This is a genomic window from Streptomyces sp. NPDC050842, assembly GCF_044456565.1.
Lineage (GTDB): Bacteria > Actinomycetota > Actinomycetes > Streptomycetales > Streptomycetaceae > Streptomyces.
Map to the genome: position 1 here is coordinate 18847 of NZ_JBITGA010000004.1, position 20481 is coordinate 39327.

A 20481-nucleotide genomic window follows, 5' to 3' on the forward strand; every position below is an offset into this window, starting at 1 on the left:
CACCCCCTAGGAACCCTGCGGCTGACGCGCGCTGTTGGTGTCGAGTCGCGGGCCCTTCGACAGGAACTCCGACCATTCGATCGGGACGAGGACCGGCATGACCTTCTCGTAGCCCAGACGCTTCTGGGCCTCGGAGGGTTCCGGGCGTCCGTCGGCCTGCTTCTCCTGGTCCCCGGTGCCGATCTCGGAACGGGCGGCGTCGCTGTCGCCGTTGGCCTGGACGGCGTAGCGCAGGCCGGTGTCGGTGACGAGGAAGAGCGAGCCGTCCGGGGTCTTCTGCTGGCCCTGGCCCTGGACCTGCATGTAGAGCAGGCCGCTGCCCGGGGTGACGTACGTGCTGGTGCCGCCGGCCGTGATCTCGGCGGGGTACTTGGTGCCCGCCCAGGTGGCGAGGGTCGTGTCGCCCTTCTCGTCGACGTCGGTGAGGACGCTGCAGATGGTGTCGCGGGCGCCCTCGCCGGTGGAGGAGTTGACCGCCTTGGACCTCTTCTGCGGCCACTTCGCCGTGCCGTTGAAGACAGTCGGGTCCGGGACGAAGGACGAGGAGTCGACGGTGGCGGGCTTGCCGTCCATGTCGAGGACGCCGGTCTCCGGGGAGTTGATGAGGAGCCAGGCGGTGAACGCGGATACGGGCTGGACCTTGCCGGGCAGCACGACGTAGTGCTGGGGACCGGAACCGGTCTGGCCGAGGAGCACCATGCCGATCCGGCTCTCGATCCCGTTGAGGTCGGCGCCCGGGATGTCGGCGGCGGCGCCGACCGTGCCGCCGAGACCCTTGAGCGTCGGGAAGTCGATCGCGTCGCCGGTCTTCAGGGTGGCGAGCCAGTCGTCGGTGACGGGCTGCGGCTCCTTGTTGAGGCCCTTGTCGAGGCCGACGAGGGCGGTGAGCAGTCCGGCCCGGTCGGCCTTCACCGGGTACTTGGTGCCGGTGTGGTCGACGATGAACTGGGCGGCGCCCTTCTGGCCCTTGACGTACAGGATCTCCCCGTCGCCGAGCTTGTTCTTGTCCTCGGTGCGCTTGAGGTCGCGCTGGGCGAAGAGGAAGGTCGCTTTCTGGACGCTGGCGCCCTTGCCGCCGCCGGGCTGCTCGCAGACGGCCCAGCGCTTCTCCGCGCCCGCGTCGTCCGCGGCCGGCAGCCGGTCGGGGGCGTAGGGGATGCCGAGGATCGGGCCGCGCTGCTTGTCCTCGTCGAGCTTCTTGTCACTGACCTGCACGACCTGGAACTGGTCGGGGTTGAGCAGGAGCCGGGCGGAGGCGAGGTTGAGGACGGGGTGGAGGAGCGTCTTGGCGTCCTTGCCCTTGCCCGTCTCCAGGACGACGTACCGGGTCGTCGACTGCTTGCCGACGATCACCCGGGTGCCGGGGACGTCCCAGCCCTTGGGGGCCTGCGGGCTGAACATGCCCCAGGCGCCGAATCCCGCGATGACCAGCGCGGCGACGATGAGGCCGGGGATGATCGCACGCAGCGGCCTCGGCGCCCCCTCCTCCGTGCCGGAGGGCGAGGGTTGGAGGAATGCCGCCACCGTGCGCTTCTTCGCAAAGGTGTACGCGTTGAGCTCGTCCCGGCGCGATGCCATGAGTCCCCATTCTCGTCAGGCGCAGTCTTCGCGCGGGGTCCGGGGGAGGTGACACCCGGGCCCCGGCTGTCGGACCGGCCCCCTACTATGCCTGCTGTCCCGTGGTGTTCGTGGGGCGGGTAGGGTGATCCGGCCGCCAAAGCCCTGGCGGGCCAGGGCGATCGGGACGAATTGAGGGGGATTCTCCATCATGGCTTCCGCCACGCGGACGCGGCCCGGCGCGGCCACACCTTCCGCACCCCCTTCCACGGGATCCGTTTCCTCGGTCTCACCGAGGCTTCAGGCACGTCCCGGACACTTCGGTTCGTTCCGATTGCAACAGCTCGTACTGATAGAGGTGGCGGCGGCGTTGCTCGCCGTCGCCTGGGTCGTGGACCAGCTGATGCTGGTGCCCGCGGGCGTGGTCGCCCTCGTGCTCGTCCTGCTGGCGCTCGTACGCCGGCACCGGCGGTCGCTGCCCGAGTGGCTCGGCACCTTCCTCGCGCTGCGCGCCCGGTCGCGCCGGGCGGCCTCCTTCGCCGTGCCGGAGGGCACGGAGCCGGGGCTCGCCCCGGTCGTGGAGTGCGACCCGGCGCTGCGGACGTACGCGTACAGCGACCGTGACCGGCGGCCGGTCGGGATGATCGGCGACGGCACCTTCCTGACCGCCGTGCTGCGGGTCGAGTCGGACGGCACTGCGCTGCGGCCTGACCGCGGGGCGCGGCCGCTGCCCGTCGGGCTCGTGCGGGACGTCCTGAGCGTGGACGGCATCCGGCTGGAGTCGGCGCAGATCGTGCAGCACACGCAGCCCGCTCCCGCGCCGCACCTGCCGGCGCAGTCGATGGCCGCGCGCAACTACGGGCCGCTCCAGGCGCAGACGGGTTCGCCCGCGGTGCGGATCACCTGGATCGCGCTCAAGCTCGACCCCGAGCTGTGCCCGGAGGCGGTCGCCGCGCGCGGCGGCGGCATGACGGGCGCGCAGAAGTGCGTGGTGCGGGCGGCGGACCAGCTGGCGAGCCGTCTCGCGGGCGCCGGATTCCGGGCGAGCGTGCTGACCGAGCAGGAGCTGACCTCGGCGATCGCGACCTCGACCTGTGCGAGCCCGATGGCGATCGCGCAGGCGGGCCGCGGGCAGGCGCAGGCACGGCGGACGCAGGAGACCGCGCGGACCTGGCGGGTCGACGACCGGCGCCACACGACGTACTGGGTGGGGCGCTGGCCCCAGTTGGGCGGTCCCGGCGGCAGCGCGGGCGCCTCGATGCCGCAGCTGGTGGCCCTGCTGACCTCGCTGCCCGCGCTCGCGACGACGTTCAGCCTGACGCTCAGCGGCGGGGACCGGCAGGAGGTGACGGTGACCGGACACGTGCGGATCACCGGGCGCAGCGACGAGGAACTGGTCGCCGCGCGGCACGAACTGGAGCGCGCGGCGCGCGGGGTGCGCACGGGCCTGGTGCGGCTCGACCGGGAACAGGTGCCGGGCATGCTCGCGACGCTGCCGCTGGGGGGTGCGCGCTGATGTCCCACGCCTCTCCATTCGGTACGCCGCCGGGTTCCGGTGCGCCGTCCTCCCGCCGCGACTCCCGCTCCTCGCGCGCTTCCGGGCGTGCGGGGCGGGACGCGCGGCCCCGGTTCGGTTTCGGGCTCGTCGGGCCGCGCCGCGACCGGCACTCCGTACCCGTCGATCAGCTCGACGCGCTGGCCCTGCCCGTCGGGGACGACGGCGTCGTGATCGGTGTGGACGCCGAGAGCCGGCCCGCCGTCCTCGGCATCAACCGGCCCGTCCCGTACGACATCACGCTCATCGGCGGCCTGTGGACCGCCCAGGTGCTCGCGCTGCGCGCGGCCGCCACCGGCGCGCGCGTGGCCGTCGAGACCGGCCGCGCCCAGGCGTGGACCCCGCTCGCACAGGCGGCGGGCGGCGGTCAGCCGTGCGTCTCGCTGCACGACGTGGGCCGGGTGCCGCCGCAAGGCGCCTCGGCGGGCAGCCCGGTCGTCGTGGTGCGCGACTGCGGCATGCGGCCGCCGCGCGGCCGTGTCGTGTCGGCGCCCTGGCAGTCGGTCGTGACGCTGCTCCCGTACCTGAGCCCGGTCGCGCCCCGGCTGCTCGAGAAGTCCTCGCTGGTCGGCGTCCAGCGGGTCTCCCCGGACGAGGCCACGCAGATCGGCCGCATCATGGGCCTCCCGCGCCACGAGTACGAGGCGCTGTCGACGCTCGCGGACGGGGTGACCCTCTGGTGCACCCCCGGCGACCGGCAGTTCGTGATGACACAGGCGACGGACGCCGAGACCGGATTGTTGGGCGGCGCGCGCAGAATGGACTGAGCGGCACGAAGTCGTTCAAGTACGTCCGTTTTTGCACTGATTTGAACGGTCGGGGTTCTCACTCTGCGACGCGACCGGGTCACTTGGGGGCTTGACCCGGTCGGAACCGCTGTCGCGGAGCGGCTGCCGGGCCTGCCCGCGGGATGCCGCGCCGATTAGGCTGGAAGAGCCCCGCCCACAACGGCACAAGGGTGCTCGACCACACCAGGAGGCAAAGTGAACGGCGATCGCGACGAGATCCACGGGGGTTGGAATCCACCCGCCGACGATCAGTCCGACGCGGATCCCGCCGAGATGACGGGTGAGTTCACCATCGACTACACCCCGCCCGCCTGGTACACGCAGAACGCGTCGGGCGGTGCGGCGGCGGGCGGTGCCACTCCCCCGCCGCCGAGCGGGGCGCCGGTCGCGGTGCCCGGGCTCCCGGCGGGCAGCGGCTTCGAGCCCGGCTGGGGCGGCGCGCAGCAGCCGGTGGCGCCGGTGAGCCCGGTGGCTCCGGTGGCTCCGGTGGCTCCGACGCCGGTGGCGCCTGTCGCTCCGGTGGGGCCTGTCGCTCCGGTGACCCCGGTGGCGCCTGCCATGGGTACGCCGGAGATGCCGGTCGCTGTGCCGCCCGCGCCGCTGCCCGTACCTGCCGCGACCGCACCCGTGCCCCTGCCGATCCCCGCGCCCGCGCCCGAGGCGCCCGCGGCGGCGAGCGCCGGGGCCGGTGAGCCGTTCGGCGGCGGCGACGTGGAGAGCGGCGCGACCATGCGTTTCTCTCCCGGCTCGCTCAAGCGCGAGATGGCCGAGCGCTCGGCCGCGGCGAAGGCCGCGCGGGGCGAGGCCGCCGGCGGGGAGGCTGCCGGTACGGACGGTGCCGAGGTGCCGGGAACCGTCGAGGGCGACGCCTCCGCCGGAGCGCCGGCGGCCGGCACGGACGCGGCCGCGGCCGCGACGAGCTCGGACGACGTGGTGACGGCCGCGCCCGACACCGACGGTGGGCCGACGGACACCCCGCCGGCCCCCGCGGCGGACGCCGAGACCGACGCTGATGCCGCTGACGCCGATCCTGTCGCCGACGCGGACGGCGGTACGGAGCACGGCGTCGTCGCCGCACCGGCCGCGGACCCCGAGGCCAGTGACGCCACGGCACCGGGACCCTTCCCGGGCGCCGCGCCCCAGCCCGACGCCGCTCCGGCGCCCTTCCCCGGCGCCGCGCAGCCGGACTTCGCGCCTGCGGCTCCGGGACCGCTCCCGGGCGCCGTGCCCCAGGCCGACCAGGCCCCCGGGGCCTATCCGCCCGCCGCCCCGCAGGGCGGGGCCGGTCTGCCGCCGCTGCCGCCGTCGTTCCAGCCGGCCGCGCCCGCGCCCGCGCAGCAGTGGCCCGCACAGTCGGTTCCGGGCGCCCAGCCGGTGCCCCAGGCCGCGCCGCTGCCGCCCACCGCCGAGTGGTCCGCGCCGGCGGCGCCCGGCGCGCCCGGGCCCGCCGCCCCCGCTCCCGTACCGCCGCAGGCTCCCGTGGCACCGCAGGCTCCGGGCGCTTACGGATATCCGCAGCCCGGCGCCGTACCCCCGCAGGCCCCCCAGGGCGGCGGCTACGGCTTCCCGCACGCCGGTACTCCTCCGCAGGCGCCGCAGGGTGGCTACGGCTTCCCGCAGCAGCAGCCCGGTACTCCCCCGCAGTCGCCGCAGGGCGGTTACGGCTACCCGCAGCAGCAGCCCGGCGGTGTGCCGCCGCAGGCGCAGGCCGCGGACGGGTACGGCTACCCGCACCCCGGCGCCGTACCGCCGCAGGAGGCGCAGCCGCCCGTCGACCCGCGGACCGGGGCCGCCTGGCCCTCGCCCGTGACGCACGATCAGCGCGAGCGGTCCGTGCCGGGCGCCCCCCTCGGCTACAACGCGGCCGTGGAGCTGTCCTCGGACCGGCTCCTTCGGAACAACAAGCAGAAGCCGAAGTCGAGCCGCAACCCCAGCGGCGCGGCCGCCCGCTTCAAGCTCGGCGGCAAGAAGGAGGAGGCGGAGCGGCAGCGGAAGCTGGAGCTGATCCGTACGCCCGTCCTCTCCTGCTACCGGATCGCGGTCATCTCGCTCAAGGGCGGTGTCGGCAAGACCACGACGACGACCGCGCTCGGCGCGACCCTGGCGACCGAGCGGCAGGACAAGATCCTGGCGATCGACGCCAACCCGGACGCCGGCACCCTCGGCCGCCGCGTGCGGCGCGAGACCGGGGCGACCATCCGCGACCTGGTGCAGGCGATCCCGTACCTGAACTCGTACATGGACATCCGCCGGTTCACCTCGCAGGCGCCGTCCGGTCTGGAGATCCTCGCCAACGACGTGGACCCGGCCGTCTCGACGACGTTCAACGACGAGGACTACCGGCGCGCGATCGACGTCCTCGGCAAGCAGTACCCGATCATCCTCACGGACTCGGGTACGGGTCTGCTGTACAGCGCCATGCGGGGCGTGCTCGACCTCGCCGATCAGCTGATCATCATCTCCACGCCCTCCGTGGACGGCGCGTCCAGCGCGTCGACGACGCTGGACTGGCTGTCCGCGCACGGCTACGCGGACCTGGTGCAGCGCTCGATCACGGTCATCTCGGGTGTCCGCGAGACCGGCAAGATGATCAAGGTCGAGGACATCGTGCAGCACTTCCAGACCCGCTGCCGCGGTGTCGTGGTCGTGCCCTTCGACGAGCACCTGTCGGCAGGCGCCGAGGTGGACCTCGACATGATGCGGCCGAAGACGCGCGAGGCGTACTTCCACCTGTCGGCGATGGTGGCCGAGGACTTCGTCCGTGCGCAGCAGGTGCAGGGGCTGTGGACCGGCGACGGCCAGGGCGGGCTGCCTCCCCACATGGCCCCGCCGATGCCGGGCCAGCCGATGCCCGAGCAGTACGCGCCGGGGCAGCCCGCACCCGGGCAGTACGCCCCTGGCCAGCCGATGCCCGGACAGCCCATGCCCGGACAGTTCCCGCCCGGCCAGCCGGTGCCGGGGCAGCCCGCGCCTGGCCAGTACGCACCCGGGCAGCCGATGCCGGGTCAGCCCATGCCCGGCCAGTACGCGCCCGGGCAGCCCGCGCCGGGTCAGCCGTACGCGCCCCAGGCGCCGCAGCCCGGGCAGCCGTACCCGGCGCAGGCGCAGCAGCCGTACCCCCCGCAGGCGTACCCCCAGCCGGGTCAGCCGATGCCGGGTCAGCCGGTGCCCGGGCAGTACGCGCCGGGCCAGTACGCGCCGGGGCAGCCGGCACCCGGTCAGCCGTACGCGGCCCAGACCCCGCAGCCCTATCCGCAGCAGCCGGGACAGCCCGGGCAGCCGGGGCAGGCAGGCCAGACGGGTCAGGCCGGAGTGCCGCAGGCCTGGCAACAGCAGCAGCCGCCGCAGGATCCGGCGCAGCCCCAGGCCGGGCAGCCGCTGCCCCCGCAGACCGACCCCCAGGGGCCTCCGCAGGCTCCGCCAGCCCCTCAGCAGTAAGGCGTCACAGGCTTAGACCAATGAGGCTCCGTATCGGTCGTCCGATACGGGGCCTCTTGGCATTCCCGCAGCCCACAAGGGGTTTGAGGCATCGTTGACGCGGTCGGCCGCCGCTGATAGACCTTCGCTTCACCAGTTGGCGCCCCCAAGATCCACGACACGAGGTCACGTCCTATGGTCATGGTCACGAAGGTCCCTTCCCGTCCGGCCGCCCCCCGAAGACTCCTCCGGCTGTTTCTCGCCACGGGCGTCGCCGCCACCGCGCTCGCGGCCGTCCCCCAGGCCGCGCAGGCCGACGACGGCGACGACAAGAGCGGCTCGGCCACCCTCACGGTGGCCGTCTCGCAGAGCATCGACTCGCTGAGCCCGTTCCTCGCCCAGAAGCTCACCTCGACCAGCATCCACCGGCTGGCGTACGAGTACCTCACCAACTACGACGCCAAGGACGCCCGGACGGTCCCGGGCCTGGCGACCGCGTGGACGCCCTCGGCGGACAAGCTGACGTGGACGTACACGATCCGCGAGGACTCGAAGTGGTCCGACGGGAAGCCGGCCACCGCCGAGGACGCGGCCTGGACCTTCAACAAGATGATGACCGACCCGAACGCCGCCACCGCGAACGGCAGCTTCACGGCCAACTTCAAGAAGGTCACCGCCCCCGACCCGAAGACGCTCGTCATCGAGCTCAAGAAGCCGCAGGCGACGATGACGGCGCTCGACGTGCCGATCGTGCCGAAGCACGTCTGGGAGAAGGTCGGCGACTTCTCGAAGTTCAACAACGACCAGCAGTTCCCGATCGTCGGCAACGGCCCCTTCGTCATCACCGACTTCAAGGTCGACCAGTACATCAAGCTCAAGCCGAACAAGACGTTCTGGCGGGGCGCACCCAAGTTCGACGAGCTGGTGTTCAAGTACTACAAGGACGGTGACGCCGCCGTCGCCGCGCTCCAGAAGGGCGAGGTGTCCTTCGTACCGAATCTGACGCCCGCCCAGGCGGCGGCGCTGAAGACACAGAAGGACATCAAGGTGAACGACGCGCCCGGCCGGCGCTTCTTCGCCATCGCCACCAACCCGGGCGCCCGCTCCCAGGACGGCAAGACCTTCGGCAACGGCCACAAGGCGCTGCTCGACCCGGCGGTGCGCAAGGCGCTCTTCCTCGCGGTCGACCGGACGACCATCGTCGACAAGGTCTTCCAGGGACACGCCGTCGAGGGCGAGGGGTACATCCCGCCGCGCTTCGGCTCGTACTTCTGGAAGCCGGAGGCCACGCAGAAGCGGGCGTACGACCCGGTCGCGGCGGAGAAGGTACTCGACGCCGCCGGGTACAGGAAGAACGCCGACGGCAAGCGGGTCGGCAAGGACGGCAAGGCGCTGGACTTCCGCATCCTCTGTCACGCCACCGACCCGAACGACAAGGCGATCGGCAAGTACCTCCAGGAGTGGTGGGGCGAGCTCGGCATCGGGCTGAAGGTCGAATGCCTGGACAGCGTCTCCGACCCGTGGGTCAAGGGCGACTACGACCTCGCCTTCGACGGCTGGTCGGTCAACCCCGACCCGGACTACGTCCTGTCGATCCACACCTGCGGCACGCTGCCGGCGACGCCGAAGGACAGCGGCGCCACCGACAACTTCATCTGCGACAAGGAGTTCGACACGCTCTACGCGCAGCAGGCGGTGGAGTACGACGCCGCCAAGCGGGCGGATCTGGTCAAGCGGATGCAGTCCCGGCTGTACGACACGGGGTACATGAACATCATGGCCTACCCGAACGCCCTGGAGGCGTACCGCACGGACCAGATCAAGTCCATCACGACCATGCCGGAGGCCGCCGGCAACCTGTGGGGACAGGACGGCTACTGGAGCTGGTGGTCGGCCGTGCCCACCGCCTCGGCCTCGGCGTCCGGTGACGAGGGCGGCGGCTCGTCCACCGGACTGATCATCGGCATCGGCGCGGCCGCGATCGTCATCGTCGGCGTCGGCGTCTGGGCCGCCCGGCGCCGCCGCACCACCGCCGACGACCGCGAGTAGTCCGTGACGACGGCAAGCACCCCCGCCGACGTGGCGCGGGCCGAAGAGGCCCGCGCCACGGACGGCGCACCCCGCACCGGTTCCTCCCTCGGCTATCTCCGCCACGCGGCGGGGAAGCTGGGCGGCGCGCTCGTCTCGCTCCTCGCCGTCCTGGTCACCAGCTTCTTCCTCTTCCGGATCATCCCCGGTGACCCGGTGAAGGCGATGACCCACGGCGTGCCCACCACGGCGGAGCAACTCGCGACGCTCCGACGCCAGTTCGGGCTCGATCTGCCGCTCTGGCAGCAGTTCACCGACTACTGCGCCAAGGCGCTGAGCGGTGATCTCGGCACCTCGTTCCAGTTCCGTGCCCCCGTCGGGGAGCTGATCGCGGAGAAGCTGCCCGCGACGCTGCTGCTCACCGGGGTGGCCGTGGTGATCTACTCGGCGCTCGGGCTCTGGCTCGGCACGCGCTCGGCCTGGCGCCACGGCGGTCTCGGCGACAAGCTGAACACGGGGATCGCGCTGACCCTGTGGTCGGTGCCCTCGTTCTGGCTCGGGCTGCTGCTCATCATCGTGTTCTCGGTCGGCATGGGGCCGATCCCGGGGCTCTTCCCGACCGGCGGCATGGAGTCGGGGACCGGTGAGACCGGCTTCGCGTACGTCCTCGACGTCGCCCATCACCTGGTCCTGCCGGTCGTCACGCTCGTGGCCGTCGGCTACGCGCAGACGCTGCTCGTGATGCGCTCCTCACTCCTCGACGAGATGGGCGGCGACTACCTGACGACGGCACGGGCGAAGGGGCTGCGCGACGACGTCGTACGGCGCCGGCACGCCGTACCGAACGCGCTGCTCCCGACCGTCACCATGATCTTCATCAACCTGGGTCATGTGGCGGCCGGCTCGATCCTGGTGGAGACGGTGTTCTCCTGGCCGGGCCTCGGCGGGCTGTTCTACCAGGCGCTCAGCGTGCCCGACCTGCCGCTCGTCCAGGGCCTTTTCGTGGTCTTCGCCGGGGCGATGATCCTCATGAACCTGATCGCCGACCTGCTCTATCCGCTGCTCGATCCCCGGGTGGGCCGATGACGACCGCGAAGAAGACCGAGACAACTGCTGACTCGACTGCCGAGACGGCTACCAACACCCAGCCCGCCAAGAAGGCCGCCAAGACGCCCTCCACCGCGACGTCCCTGGCGTGGCAGCGCCGCAGGGCCTCCGTCGCCCGCTTCTGGAAGCAGTACCGCACCCACCGCGCCGGCCTCTACGGCCTGGCCGGGCTCGCCCTCATCGCGCTGCTCGCCCTCACCGCCCCGCTGACCGTCGGCGCCGACGTCCAGTCGGTGACCCAGGCGCCGGGTACGGCACTGGAGCCGCCGAGCGCCGAATTCCCGCTCGGCACCGACCAGTTCGGGCGCTCGCTGCTCGGGCTCCTGATCTGGGGAGCCCGGATCTCGCTGCTCGTGGGGCTGCTCGCGGCGGCCCTCTCGGTCGCCGTCGGCACCCTGGTGGGAATCATCGCCGGACACTACGGCGGCTGGTTCTCGACGGTCATCATGCGGATCACCGACTGGTTCCTGGTGATGCCGACCCTGGTCCTCGCGATCGTGCTCGCCACGGTCATGTCCCGGTCGATGTGGACGGTGGTCCTGGCGATCGGCGTGACCTCCTGGCCGACGACGGCCCGCCTCGTGCGGGCGCAGACGATCGCGGTCGAGTCCCGCCCGTACATCGAGCGGGCGACCGCGCTCGGCGGCGGTCACCGGCACGTCATGAGCAAGCACGTCCTGCCGAACGTGATGCCGCTGGTGCTCGCGCAGACCACGCTGGGCATCTCGACGGCCATCCTCACCGAGGCGACCCTCGCCTTCCTCGGACTCGGCGACCCGACGGTCGTCTCCTGGGGCGGGATGCTCCAGGACGCCCGGGAGGCGGGCGCGGTCTCCTCCGGCCACTGGTGGTACCTGGCCCCGCCCGGCATCGCGATCGCGCTGGTCGCGCTCGCGTTCACCCTCTGCGGCCGGGCCGTCGAGGCCGTTCTCAACCCGAAGCTGGGGGTGGGGCGTTGAGCCTGCTCGAGATCAAGGACCTGCGGGTGACGTACGGCTCGGGGGCCGCCGCCGTGCCCGCCGTACGCGGGGTCGACCTGACCCTGGAGGCGGGGACCAAACTGGGCGTGGCGGGCGAGTCCGGCTGCGGCAAGTCGACGCTCGCGCTCGCGCTGCTGCGGCTGCTCCCGGCCTCGGCGCGGATCGAAGGCGAGGTCCTCCTCGACGGCGAGGACGTCCTCGCCATGTCGTGGGGACGGCTGCGGGCCGTCCGCTGGGCGGGCGCGTCGATCGTCTTCCAGGGCGCGATGCACTCGCTCAACGCCGTCCACCGGATCGGGGACCAGATCGCCGAGCCGCTGCTCGTGCACGGCCGGTCGACCCCGGCTGCTGCCCGCAGACGCGTGGGCGAGCTGCTCGAACACGTCGGGCTGCCCGCCGCCCGCGCGGCCGCCTACCCGCACGAGCTGTCCGGCGGCCAGCGGCAGCGCGTGATGATCGCGATGGCGCTCGCCTGCGACCCGCGGCTGATCGTCGCGGACGAGCCGACGACCGCGCTCGACGTGATGATCCAGGCGCAGATCCTGCGGCTGATCGAGGGACTCGTCGCCGAGCAGTCCATCAGCCTCCTGATGATCAGCCACGACCTGGCCGTCCTCGCCGACACCTGCGACCGGCTGGCCGTGATGTACGCGGGGCGGGTCGTCGAGGAGGGCCCGGCGCGGGCGGTGTACGAGGCCGCCGAGCACCCGTACGGGCGGGCGCTGTCCTCGGCGTTCCCCCGGATCGGCGATCTCGCCTCCCGGCGGGCGCCGCGCGGCCTGCCGGGCGACCCGCCGGACCCGGCGGACCTGCCGGGCGGCTGCGCCTTCCATCCGCGCTGCGCGGTGGCCGTGGACGTCTGCGCGGCGGAGGACCAGGAACTGCGGGAGGCGGGCGCCGGGCGCCGGGCCGCCTGCGTACACGTGGGGAGTACGTCATGAGTACCGTCGCGAGCGCCGTCCGGGACGCGGACGCCCCCACGGGTCCACTGCTCGCGGCCAGCGGCCTGCACGTCGTCTTCCCGGGGCGGCGGGGCGCCCCGCCCGCCCGCGCGGTGGACGGCGTGGACCTGGACATCGGCGCCGGCGAGATCGTCGCGCTCGTCGGCGAGTCGGGGTGCGGCAAGACGACACTGGCCCGCTCGCTCCTGGGCCTGGTGCGGCCCACGTCGGGCACGGTCTCCTTCGACGGGAAGCCGCTCGCGTACTCCTCCGGGGCCCTCAAGGCCTACCGGAAGCGGGCCCAGCTGGTCCTCCAGGACCCGAGCGGTTCGCTGAACCCCCGGCACACCGTGTACGACGCGGTGGCGGAGGGGCTGCGGATCCACGGCTACGCGGGGGACGAGCGGGAGGCGGTCGCCGGGGCCCTCGCACGGGCCGGGCTCCGGCCGCCGGAGCGCTTCTTCCTGCGCTATCCGCACGAGCTGTCCGGCGGTCAGCGGCAGCGCGTGGTCATCGCGGGCGCGCTCGTCCTGGAACCCGAACTGATCGTCGCCGACGAGCCGGTGGCGTCGCTCGACGCGTCCGTACGGGGCGAGATCCTGGCGCTGCTGCTGCGCCTGCGGGACGAACTCGGCCTCTCGGCCCTGGTGGTGACGCACGACCTGGGACTCGCGTGGAACATCGCGGACCGGGTGGCGGTGATGTACCTGGGCCGGGTCGTGGAGACGGGCCCCGTGGAGTCCGTCCTGACGGCTCCGCAACATCCGTACACGCGGGCGCTGTTGTCGGTCCTGCCCGAATCCGGGGGCGCTCCGGTCGTGCTGACCGGCGAGCCGCCGGACCCGTCCCGCATCCCGTCCGGCTGCCGTTTCCACGCCCGCTGCCAGGTCCTCGCCTCGGGCGAGGCCGCCGCGGTCGCGGACCGCTGCCGGGGCGAGAGCCTGCCGGTCCTCGACGGCGGCGGGGCACGGGCGGTGGCGTGCCACTGGGTGGCGCGGGAGACGACGGGCTGATCCGCGGTCCGAAGGAGCTCCTCGTCACGTGGTGACGAACAGGCCCTAGACGGCGGGGTTCTCCCGGTCGTACGTGTCCGTCAGCTCACGGCTCCGCTTCACGTCCGCCGCCATCGCGAGCAGCAGGTCGTCGAGGGTGTCGAACTTGAGCATGCCGCGCACGTAGGCCAGGAAGTCCACGGCCACGTGGAGCCCGTACAGGTCGAGGCCCTCGCGGTCGATCGCGTACGCCTCGACCGTCCGCTCCGTGCCGTCGAACTGCGGGTTCGTGCCGACGGAGATCGCCGCCGGCATGCGCTCGCCGGCGGCGGTCAGCCAGCCGGCGTAGACGCCGTCCGCCGGGATCGCCGTGTGCGGCAGGGTCTCGACGTTGGCCGTCGGGAAGCCGAGCTCGCGGCCGCGCTGCGCGCCGCGCACCACGATGCCCTCGACGCGGTGCGGGCGGCCGAGGATCTCAGCCGCGCCGGCCATGTCGCCCTCGGCGACGAGTCGGCGGGTGAGGGTGGAGGAGAACGGCTGACCGCCGCCGGCCGTGCCGCTGACGTACAGGTCGATGACCTCGACCTCGTAGTCGTACGTCTCGCCGAGCTCGGCGAGGAACGCGACGTTTCCGGCGGCCCGGTGGCCGAAGCGGAAGTTGGGGCCCTCGATGACGGCCCTGGCGTGCAGCTTGTCGACGAGCACCTTGACGATGAAGTCCGCCGGGGAGAGCTGGGAGAACTCGGCGGTGAACGGCAGCACGAGCACCGCGTCGACGCCGAGGCCCGCGATCAGCTCGGCGCGCCGGTGGTGCGGGGCGAGCAGCGGCGGGTGGCTGCCGGGCCGCACGACCTCGGAGGGGTGCGGGTCGAAGGTGACCACGACCGAGGGGACGCCGAGTTCCCGGGCGCGCTCGACGGCGCGCCCGATGATCAGCTGGTGCCCGCGGTGCACCCCGTCGTAGGAGCCGATGGTGACAACACTGCGCCCCCAGTCCTGGGGGATGTCCTCCAAGCCACGCCAGCGCTGCACTGTGACCGCTCCTCGTCCGCCTGTTCGCCGATTACGCAGGTCTAAGACTGCCATGCCCGCGCCCGTCGGTCCGCATCGGCATGGAAGTGCCGGGGTTCCGCAGCACCCGGAGGGTCTCGGGACCGAGCAGCGGAGCCCACTCCCCCGGTACGGCGACGGTCCAGCCGATGAGGAGCAGGGCGAAGCCGGGGCGCTCGCGGGCGACCCCGGCCAGCGCACGGTCGAGCCGTCCGGCGCCTTCGGGCGTACGGGTGTACAGGGCGGCGGCCCGGTGCACGAGCTCCCGGGTGCGGGGCTCGCTGCGCAGGTCGGCGCCCTCGGCGGCGGCCGCCAGAAGGGCGTCCAGGACGGAGAGCTCGCCGGCCTCGGCCTCGTACCGCTCGTGTTCCAGGAGTACGTCGAGCAGCTCGGCCCGCAGATGGCGGGAGGCGCCGGTGCCGGGGGCGGCGAGCACCGGGGCGAGGGCGCGGCGGACGACGGCGGGCCGGCCCCGGATCAGCCCCGAGACCAGGGGGAAGAGGACGGCCCGGCCGGCCGGGCCATCCTCGAACCGCCGGTCGACGTAGCGGGCCACGTGCCCGGCGCCCTCGGGGAGGCGGGCCACGTAGTCGCGGACGAGGGCGGCGACGTGCCGGGTGAGGGCGGGCGTGTCGATCTCGGCGAGAGCGCGCAGCGCGGCGGCGGCCTCCTCTCCCGTGCCGTGCAGCCGGGACCGGAAGGCGGTGAGGACCGGCCCCGGGTGGGTCGCGAGGGCCTCGGCGAGGGCGGAGGCGGGCACCCGGGGCTCGGCGATGGCGCGGGGCAGATGGCGGGCGCGGGTGTGCGGGTCGCGGACGAGCAGGCCGAGGGCGGGGCCGTGGAGGGCCTGGTCGGCGGGGCGGGCGAGCAGGGCGAGGGCGGCGTAGCGGAGGAGTTCGCGGTCGGCGGGGGCCGTGAGGCGGCCGGCGACGAGATGGCCGTACGCGGCGGCGGCGACCCGGCGCTCGGGGCGGCCGTCGTCGTGGGCCCAGCGGTCGACGGCCCGGCAGAGTGCGGACGGCTCGTCCTCGGCGAGGGAGGCGAGCAGCCCGTCGGCGAGCGGGTGGGCGGTGGAGACGAGCGCCTCGCAGAGGTCGTCGACGGCCAGCCCGCGATGGGTGTGCAGGAGGGCCTGGGCGGCGGTGGCGACGGTGGCGTGCGGGGCGGCGGGCAGCGGGCGTTCGTCGCCGAACCAACGGCACAGCAGCGGCTGGACGCCCCGGGGATCGGCGACGAGCATCCCGGCGACGGTGTCGAGGCACCGGTCGCCGGTCGCCGCCTCGCCGGTCGCCGCCTCGCCCGCCGGCGGGTCGGCGGGCACGAGCCGCCGCAGCAGGTCGATCCGCTCGTCCTCGCCGAGCGGGAGCCCTTGCCAGAAGGCCGCGCCGAAGGCGGCGAAGACCGGCTGGGGCGCGGGCCGGCCGCCGATCCGATCGGCGAGGAGCCGGAGGACGGGCAGGTACGGCCGGGGGTCGCCCACCCGACGCACGGTCTCCCCGAACAGGCGGACCGCCCACCAGACCGGGTCGGCGTACGGGTGGGGGGCGGCGGGCTCGGCGGACCGGGCGCCGCCGGACGGCGCGCGGGGGTCGGCGGCCCGCGCTCCCCCGTCCGCGAACCGGTCGAGCGACTCCAGGAGCGCGGCGAGCCGCGGGGCGAGGGCACCGGGCCCGTGCTCGCGGTGGAGGCGCAGCAGCGCCTGGAGAACGGGGCCGATGCGGTGGCGGGGCACGGGAAGGTGATCCGCCGGGGGCGCGCTCCGCTGCCGGGGCACCTCGGCGTCGGCGCTCCCCGGCTCGGCGGGGTCCCGGTCGGGCGGGCTCGCGCACGGCACCGCCGCGCGGTCGGCCGGACGAGTGGGAGAGGGAGAGGAAGGGGAAGAGGGAGATACGGAGCCGGCCGGACCTGCCAGGGGAACGAGCACCCCGCCCCGCCCAACCGGCGCGGAAACGGCCCAGGGGCCCGCCACGGCCGCCCAACCGGATCCGGAAGCGAAACCCCGCGCGGGCGCGACGCTGTGCCCAGGAGCGGGACCGGAACCCGAGCCGAGAGCAGAGCCGAGCCCGGACCCGGACTCGGACCCGAAAGCGGAGCCGGACCAAGGGCCGACCCACTCGGCGTCGGCACCGTGCCCCGGAACGGGAACGGGAACGGGAACGGGAACGGGCGCGGACGCGGACGCGGACCCAGGAAGCGGACCGGATCCGGGAGCGAACCCGCGCTCCGCGACAGCATCGGACCCGGGAGCGGAGGCACACCCAAGAGCGGGGACCGGGCCGCCCCCCGAGGCGGAACCGCCCCCCGGGCCGGGATCGTGTCCCGCCGCAGCACCGGATCCCGTCACGGCATCGCGCCCCTGGGCCTCCTCGGCGCCCGAAGCCGCCTCGGCCCCCGGAGCCGTACCCGAGCCCGCCCCCTCTCCCCGCGGAGGGATCACCCCGCCCCGGCTGTGGACCAGTGCGTGCAGGGCCGCGTCCAGGTCGAGGTGGGCGGACTGGAGCCAGTCGGCGAGCTCCTCGTGGGCGAAGCGGTAGCCGGAGCCCGCGGGGACGAGGAGGCCCTCGGTGAGGACGGCCGAGGCCCACCCCTCCCGCCACGGGAACAGCTCCTCGAAGGAGGCCCGGTCGAGGACGCCGTGGCCCGGGCCGAGACAGCGGCGGGCGGCCTCGTGGACCTGCCCGGCGACCCGTGCGGCGAGCAGCCGCACGGCGGTCCCCCGTACGAGGGGCCGGGAGCCCGCGGCGACCCGGACGGCGACGCGCAGGCACATCAGGTCCAGATGGGCCGTGAAGATCTCCTCCCTGCCCGGCCGCCCCGGCACCTCGCCCGGGAGCGCCGCCCGTACCTCGGCGAGCAGCCGCAGGGCGAGCGGGTGGCGGGCGTCCGCCTCGGCGAGGTCGGTCTCCCCGATCCCGTACCCCTGCCGGACGGCCCGTGCCTCCGTCTCGGTGTACGGGCCGAGTACGAGGGCGCCGGGCTGGCCTTCCCCGTTCCCGGAAGCAGACCGGTGCAGGGTTCCCGGGCCGTAGAGGGCGCCGGCCAGATCCCAGTGCTCGGGGCGGCAGGCCGTGACCAGGCGTACCCCGTGGACGCGCAGCCACTGCTCGGTGGCGGCCGTCCAGTCGGCGAGGCGGTGGGCGAGGAGCGGTGGCATCTCCTCGGGTCCGTCGAGGACGACGAGGAGGGGGCGGCCCGCGTCCCGGGCGAGGGCGGCGGCCCGCTCCGGAGTGGCGGTCGCGGTGTCGCCGAGCGCCCCGGAGGCGGCGACGATCCGGCCCGCCTGGCGCAGGGCACGGCCGACGGCGTCGGCGAGCGAGGGGTCCTCGGCCCGCAGGTCGGCGCCGCGCAGCCGGACCGTCGGGGCGGGTGCGGCGCCCTGGGCGCGGCGGGCGCAGAGCGCGGCGAGGGCGGTGGTGCGGCCGGTGCCGGGGGCGCCGACCACCGCGAGGACGAGCGCCTCCCCGGCCGTGAAACGGGCGAACTCCCGGACGCACTCGGGGCGTTCGACGGGCTCCGGCCATGGGTCGGGTTCCCTCGCGGGGCCGGTGGAAGTGGCGGTGAGCTCCAGGATTCCGGCGAGGTTGAGGTCCGGTCCGTAGGCGGGGACGGTGGCCGCGTTGCGCCGCAGGAGGGCGGCGAGCGGGCCGTCGGGCCGGAGCGGCACCGCGTACCCGGCGGCGGGGCGCTCGCCGTACAGGGCGGTGCCGAGGACGGCGACGACGGTGCCGGTGGCGGTGTCGAGGACGGGGCCGCCCGCGGCCCGGCCCCCGCGGCGGAGCGCCTCCGCGCCCTCGGTGCCGATGGCGAGTTCGAGGGCGTCGGCGAGGACGTGGAAGCGGTCGGCGGCGGTGTACGTGACGGCGGCCGGGCCGAGGACCCGTGCCTCGCGCCACCCGTGGGCGGCGATCCGTACGTACGTGCCGGGTTCGATCTCGGGGCGGGTCGCGAGCGCGACGGGGCGGACGCCGAGCCCTTCGGTCCGTACGAGCGCGAGGCCGCGCTCCGGCAGGCGGGTGACGGCTTCGGCCTCGGCGAGCCAGGTCAGGTCGCCGGGGGCGTGCAGGACGACGCGCGCGAGCCCGTCGACTGCTTCGTGGCTGGTCACGACCGTGCCGTGATGATCGGCGAGGAATCCGGTACCGCGCGGCCGGCCCGCCGGATCACAGATTTCCACCAGCGTCGCCAGGTCCCCGCGTCCCATGGTGTCGACGGTAGGTCGACGGTGATCACCCGGAAAACCAAGTCGGCAAACGCGCCCCCCGACGCTCCCCGTTTCACTCCGAGCGCCTCCCCGATGGGGTGAATCTCACGGAAGACGCTTGTGGGGCGGACACGCGTGCGTGTCCGCCCCACAAGGGACGATCCGGTCGTGCCGGGGTGGGTCCTCAGCCGAAGATGGCGAGGCTCTTGGCCTTCCCCCGCTGGTCCTCGACCAGCGCGAGCAGGGTCCCCTCGGGTCCGAAGACGGCGACCGCACCTGGCGGGTACGTCGGCATCTCCAGCCGGACACCGTTCAGGAGCAGCTTGGCCCGCTTCTCGTCGACGTCCCAGCGCGGGAACGCCGCCTCGGCCGCCTCGGCGACCGGCATGACCGTGAGCTCCTCCTGGAGCTGGTCCAGCGTCTTGGCCGCGTCCAGCTTGTACGGGCCGACGCGGGTGCGGCGCAGCGCGGTCAGATGACCGCCCACCCCGAGCCCGGCACCGAGGTCCCGGGCGAGCGCCCGGACGTACGTACCGGAGGAGACGACGACGGAGACGACGAGGTCGACGACGGCCGTGCCGTCCTCCGCCTCCGCCTCGCGGACGTCGTACACCTGGAAGGAGGAGACGGTCACCGGGCGGGCCGGGATCTCGAACTCCTCGCCGCCGCGGACCCGCGCGTACGACCGCTTGCCGTCGATCTTGATCGCGGAGACCTTCGACGGCACCTGCATGATGGCGCCGGTCAGCTCGGCCACGCCCGCGTCGATCTGCTCCCGGGTGACCTTCGAAGCGTCGACCGACGCCGTGATCTCGCCCTCGGCGTCGTCGGTGATCGTGGTCTGGCCCAGGCGGATGGTGCCCAGGTACTCCTTCTCGGTCAGCGCGAGGTGACCGAGGAGCTTCGTCGCCCGCTCCACGCCGAGGACGAGGACGCCCGTGGCCATGGGGTCGAGCGTGCCCGCGTGGCCGACCCGGCGGGTCTTGGCGATCCCGCGCATCTTGGCCACGACGTCATGCGAAGTGAAGCCCGACGGCTTGTCGACGATGACAAGGCCGTCGGGCGTCTTTGCTGCGTTGCTCATTCGGCGGCTTCGTCCTCGCCCGGCTTCTTGTAGGGGTCGGCCTCGCCGGCGAAGGCGGCGCCCGAGGACGCCTCCCGCACCTGCGCGTCCGAGGCCCGCGCCTTGTCGAGGAGGTCCTCGATCGTCTTGGCGTTCTCCGGGAGGGCGTCGGCGATGAACGTCAGCGTGGGGGTGAACTTGGTCCCCGCCGCCCGGCCCACGGCCGAACGGAGGACGCCCTTGGCGCTCTCCAGGCCGGCCGCGGCGCTCGCCCGCTCCTCGTCGTCGCCGTAGACCGTGTAGAAGACCGTGGCCTCCCGCAGGTCACCGGTGACGCGGGTGTCCGTGATGGTCACGTGCGTGCCCAGGCGGGGGTCCTTGACGCCACGCTGCAGCTTCTCGGCGACCACCTCCCGGATGAGGTCTGCCAGCTTCTTCGCCCGCGCGTTGTCGGCCACTGGTCCTTCTCCTTCTTTGCCTTGCTCAATCAGTCTTCATCAGTGTGGAGCCTTCGGCGCACCGAAAGCAGCTCCACCTCGGGACGCGCGGCGACGAGCCGCTCACAGCGGTCGAGCACGTCCGATACGAACCCCGGGTCCCCGGACACCAACGAGACGCCCAGCCGGGCCCTGCGGTGGAGGTCCTGGTCGCCCACCTCGGCCGCGCTCACAGAGAACTTGCGCTGGAGCTCGGCGACGATGGGGCGGACCACGGAGCGTTTCTCCTTGAGCGAGTGAACGTCGCCGAGGAGCAGATCGAAGGACAGAGTCCCCACGTACATGCGGTGCCGGATGTCCCGCCG

General features: G+C 73.8%; 14 protein-coding genes. 8 read left to right on the forward strand and 6 right to left on the reverse strand.

Annotation, left to right across the window (positions count from 1 at the left end):
- Positions 1-6: 6 nt before the first annotated feature.
- Positions 7-1578: a type VII secretion protein EccB gene (eccB, locus tag ACIBG6_RS13225; protein ID WP_399222719.1), complete on the reverse strand. Its 1572-nt coding sequence runs from the start codon at positions 1576-1578 to the stop codon at positions 7-9.
- A gap of 190 nt (positions 1579-1768) precedes the next feature.
- On the opposite strand from eccB, the gene eccE reads away from it, so the two are divergent.
- The 8 genes from eccE (at position 1769) to ACIBG6_RS13265 (ending at position 13386) form a co-directional block, all read left to right on the forward strand.
- A complete protein-coding gene (gene eccE, locus ACIBG6_RS13230) occupies positions 1769-3073 on the forward strand; it encodes a type VII secretion protein EccE (RefSeq protein ID WP_329625554.1) in 1305 nt (434 codons plus the stop codon).
- Positions 3073-3879 (forward strand): hypothetical protein, encoded by an 807-nt coding sequence (locus ACIBG6_RS13235; protein WP_399222720.1) that lies wholly within the window; start codon positions 3073-3075, stop codon positions 3877-3879. The genes eccE and ACIBG6_RS13235 overlap by 1 nt, the downstream gene beginning before the upstream one ends.
- A gap of 216 nt (positions 3880-4095) precedes the next feature.
- Positions 4096-7338 (forward strand): SCO5717 family growth-regulating ATPase, encoded by a 3243-nt coding sequence (locus ACIBG6_RS13240; RefSeq protein WP_399222721.1) that lies wholly within the window; start codon positions 4096-4098, stop codon positions 7336-7338.
- A gap of 180 nt (positions 7339-7518) precedes the next feature.
- Positions 7519-9366 (forward strand): ABC transporter substrate-binding protein, encoded by a 1848-nt coding sequence (locus tag ACIBG6_RS13245; RefSeq protein WP_399222722.1) that lies wholly within the window; start codon positions 7519-7521, stop codon positions 9364-9366.
- A 3-nt stretch (positions 9367-9369) separates the two neighbouring features.
- Positions 9370-10431, forward strand: coding sequence for an ABC transporter permease (locus ACIBG6_RS13250; protein ID WP_329620891.1), 1062 nt, complete (start codon positions 9370-9372; stop codon positions 10429-10431).
- On the forward strand, positions 10428-11411 hold the full coding sequence (locus ACIBG6_RS13255; RefSeq protein WP_399222723.1) for an ABC transporter permease: 984 nt from the start codon (positions 10428-10430) through the stop codon (positions 11409-11411). The genes ACIBG6_RS13250 and ACIBG6_RS13255 overlap by 4 nt, the downstream gene beginning before the upstream one ends.
- Positions 11408-12373, forward strand: coding sequence for an ABC transporter ATP-binding protein (locus tag ACIBG6_RS13260; RefSeq protein ID WP_399222724.1), 966 nt, complete (start codon positions 11408-11410; stop codon positions 12371-12373). The genes ACIBG6_RS13255 and ACIBG6_RS13260 overlap by 4 nt, the downstream gene beginning before the upstream one ends.
- Entirely contained in the window at positions 12370-13386 is a 1017-nt protein-coding gene (locus ACIBG6_RS13265) for an ABC transporter ATP-binding protein (RefSeq protein WP_399222725.1), read from the forward strand. Before ACIBG6_RS13260 ends, ACIBG6_RS13265 begins: the two co-directional genes overlap by 4 nt.
- Positions 13387-13431: 45 nt before the next feature.
- On the opposite strand, the gene ACIBG6_RS13270 is transcribed toward ACIBG6_RS13265, so the two are convergent.
- The 5 genes from ACIBG6_RS13270 to ACIBG6_RS13290 form a co-directional block, all read right to left on the reverse strand.
- On the reverse strand, positions 13432-14397 hold the full coding sequence (locus tag ACIBG6_RS13270) for a bifunctional riboflavin kinase/FAD synthetase (protein WP_317599674.1): 966 nt from the start codon (positions 14395-14397) through the stop codon (positions 13432-13434).
- 31 nt (positions 14398-14428) lie between these two features.
- Positions 14429-18616 carry a trypsin-like peptidase domain-containing protein gene (locus ACIBG6_RS13275; RefSeq protein WP_399222726.1) on the reverse strand — a complete coding sequence of 1396 codons (4188 nt, stop codon included), beginning with the start codon at positions 18614-18616 and terminating at the stop codon, positions 14429-14431.
- Between the two features lie 184 nt (positions 18617-18800).
- Positions 18801-19700, reverse strand: a complete 900-nt coding sequence (gene truB / locus ACIBG6_RS13280) for a tRNA pseudouridine(55) synthase TruB (RefSeq protein WP_399222728.1) — start codon at positions 19698-19700, stop codon at positions 18801-18803.
- Complete coding sequence (gene rbfA, locus ACIBG6_RS13285; protein ID WP_267046149.1) at positions 19697-20137, reverse strand: 30S ribosome-binding factor RbfA; 441 nt, start codon at positions 20135-20137, stop codon at positions 19697-19699. The genes truB and rbfA overlap by 4 nt, the downstream gene beginning before the upstream one ends.
- Positions 20138-20166: 29 nt before the next feature.
- Positions 20167-20460 carry a DUF503 domain-containing protein gene (locus tag ACIBG6_RS13290; protein ID WP_317599667.1) on the reverse strand — a complete coding sequence of 98 codons (294 nt, stop codon included), beginning with the start codon at positions 20458-20460 and terminating at the stop codon, positions 20167-20169.
- Between the last annotated feature and the right edge of the window lie 21 nt (positions 20461-20481).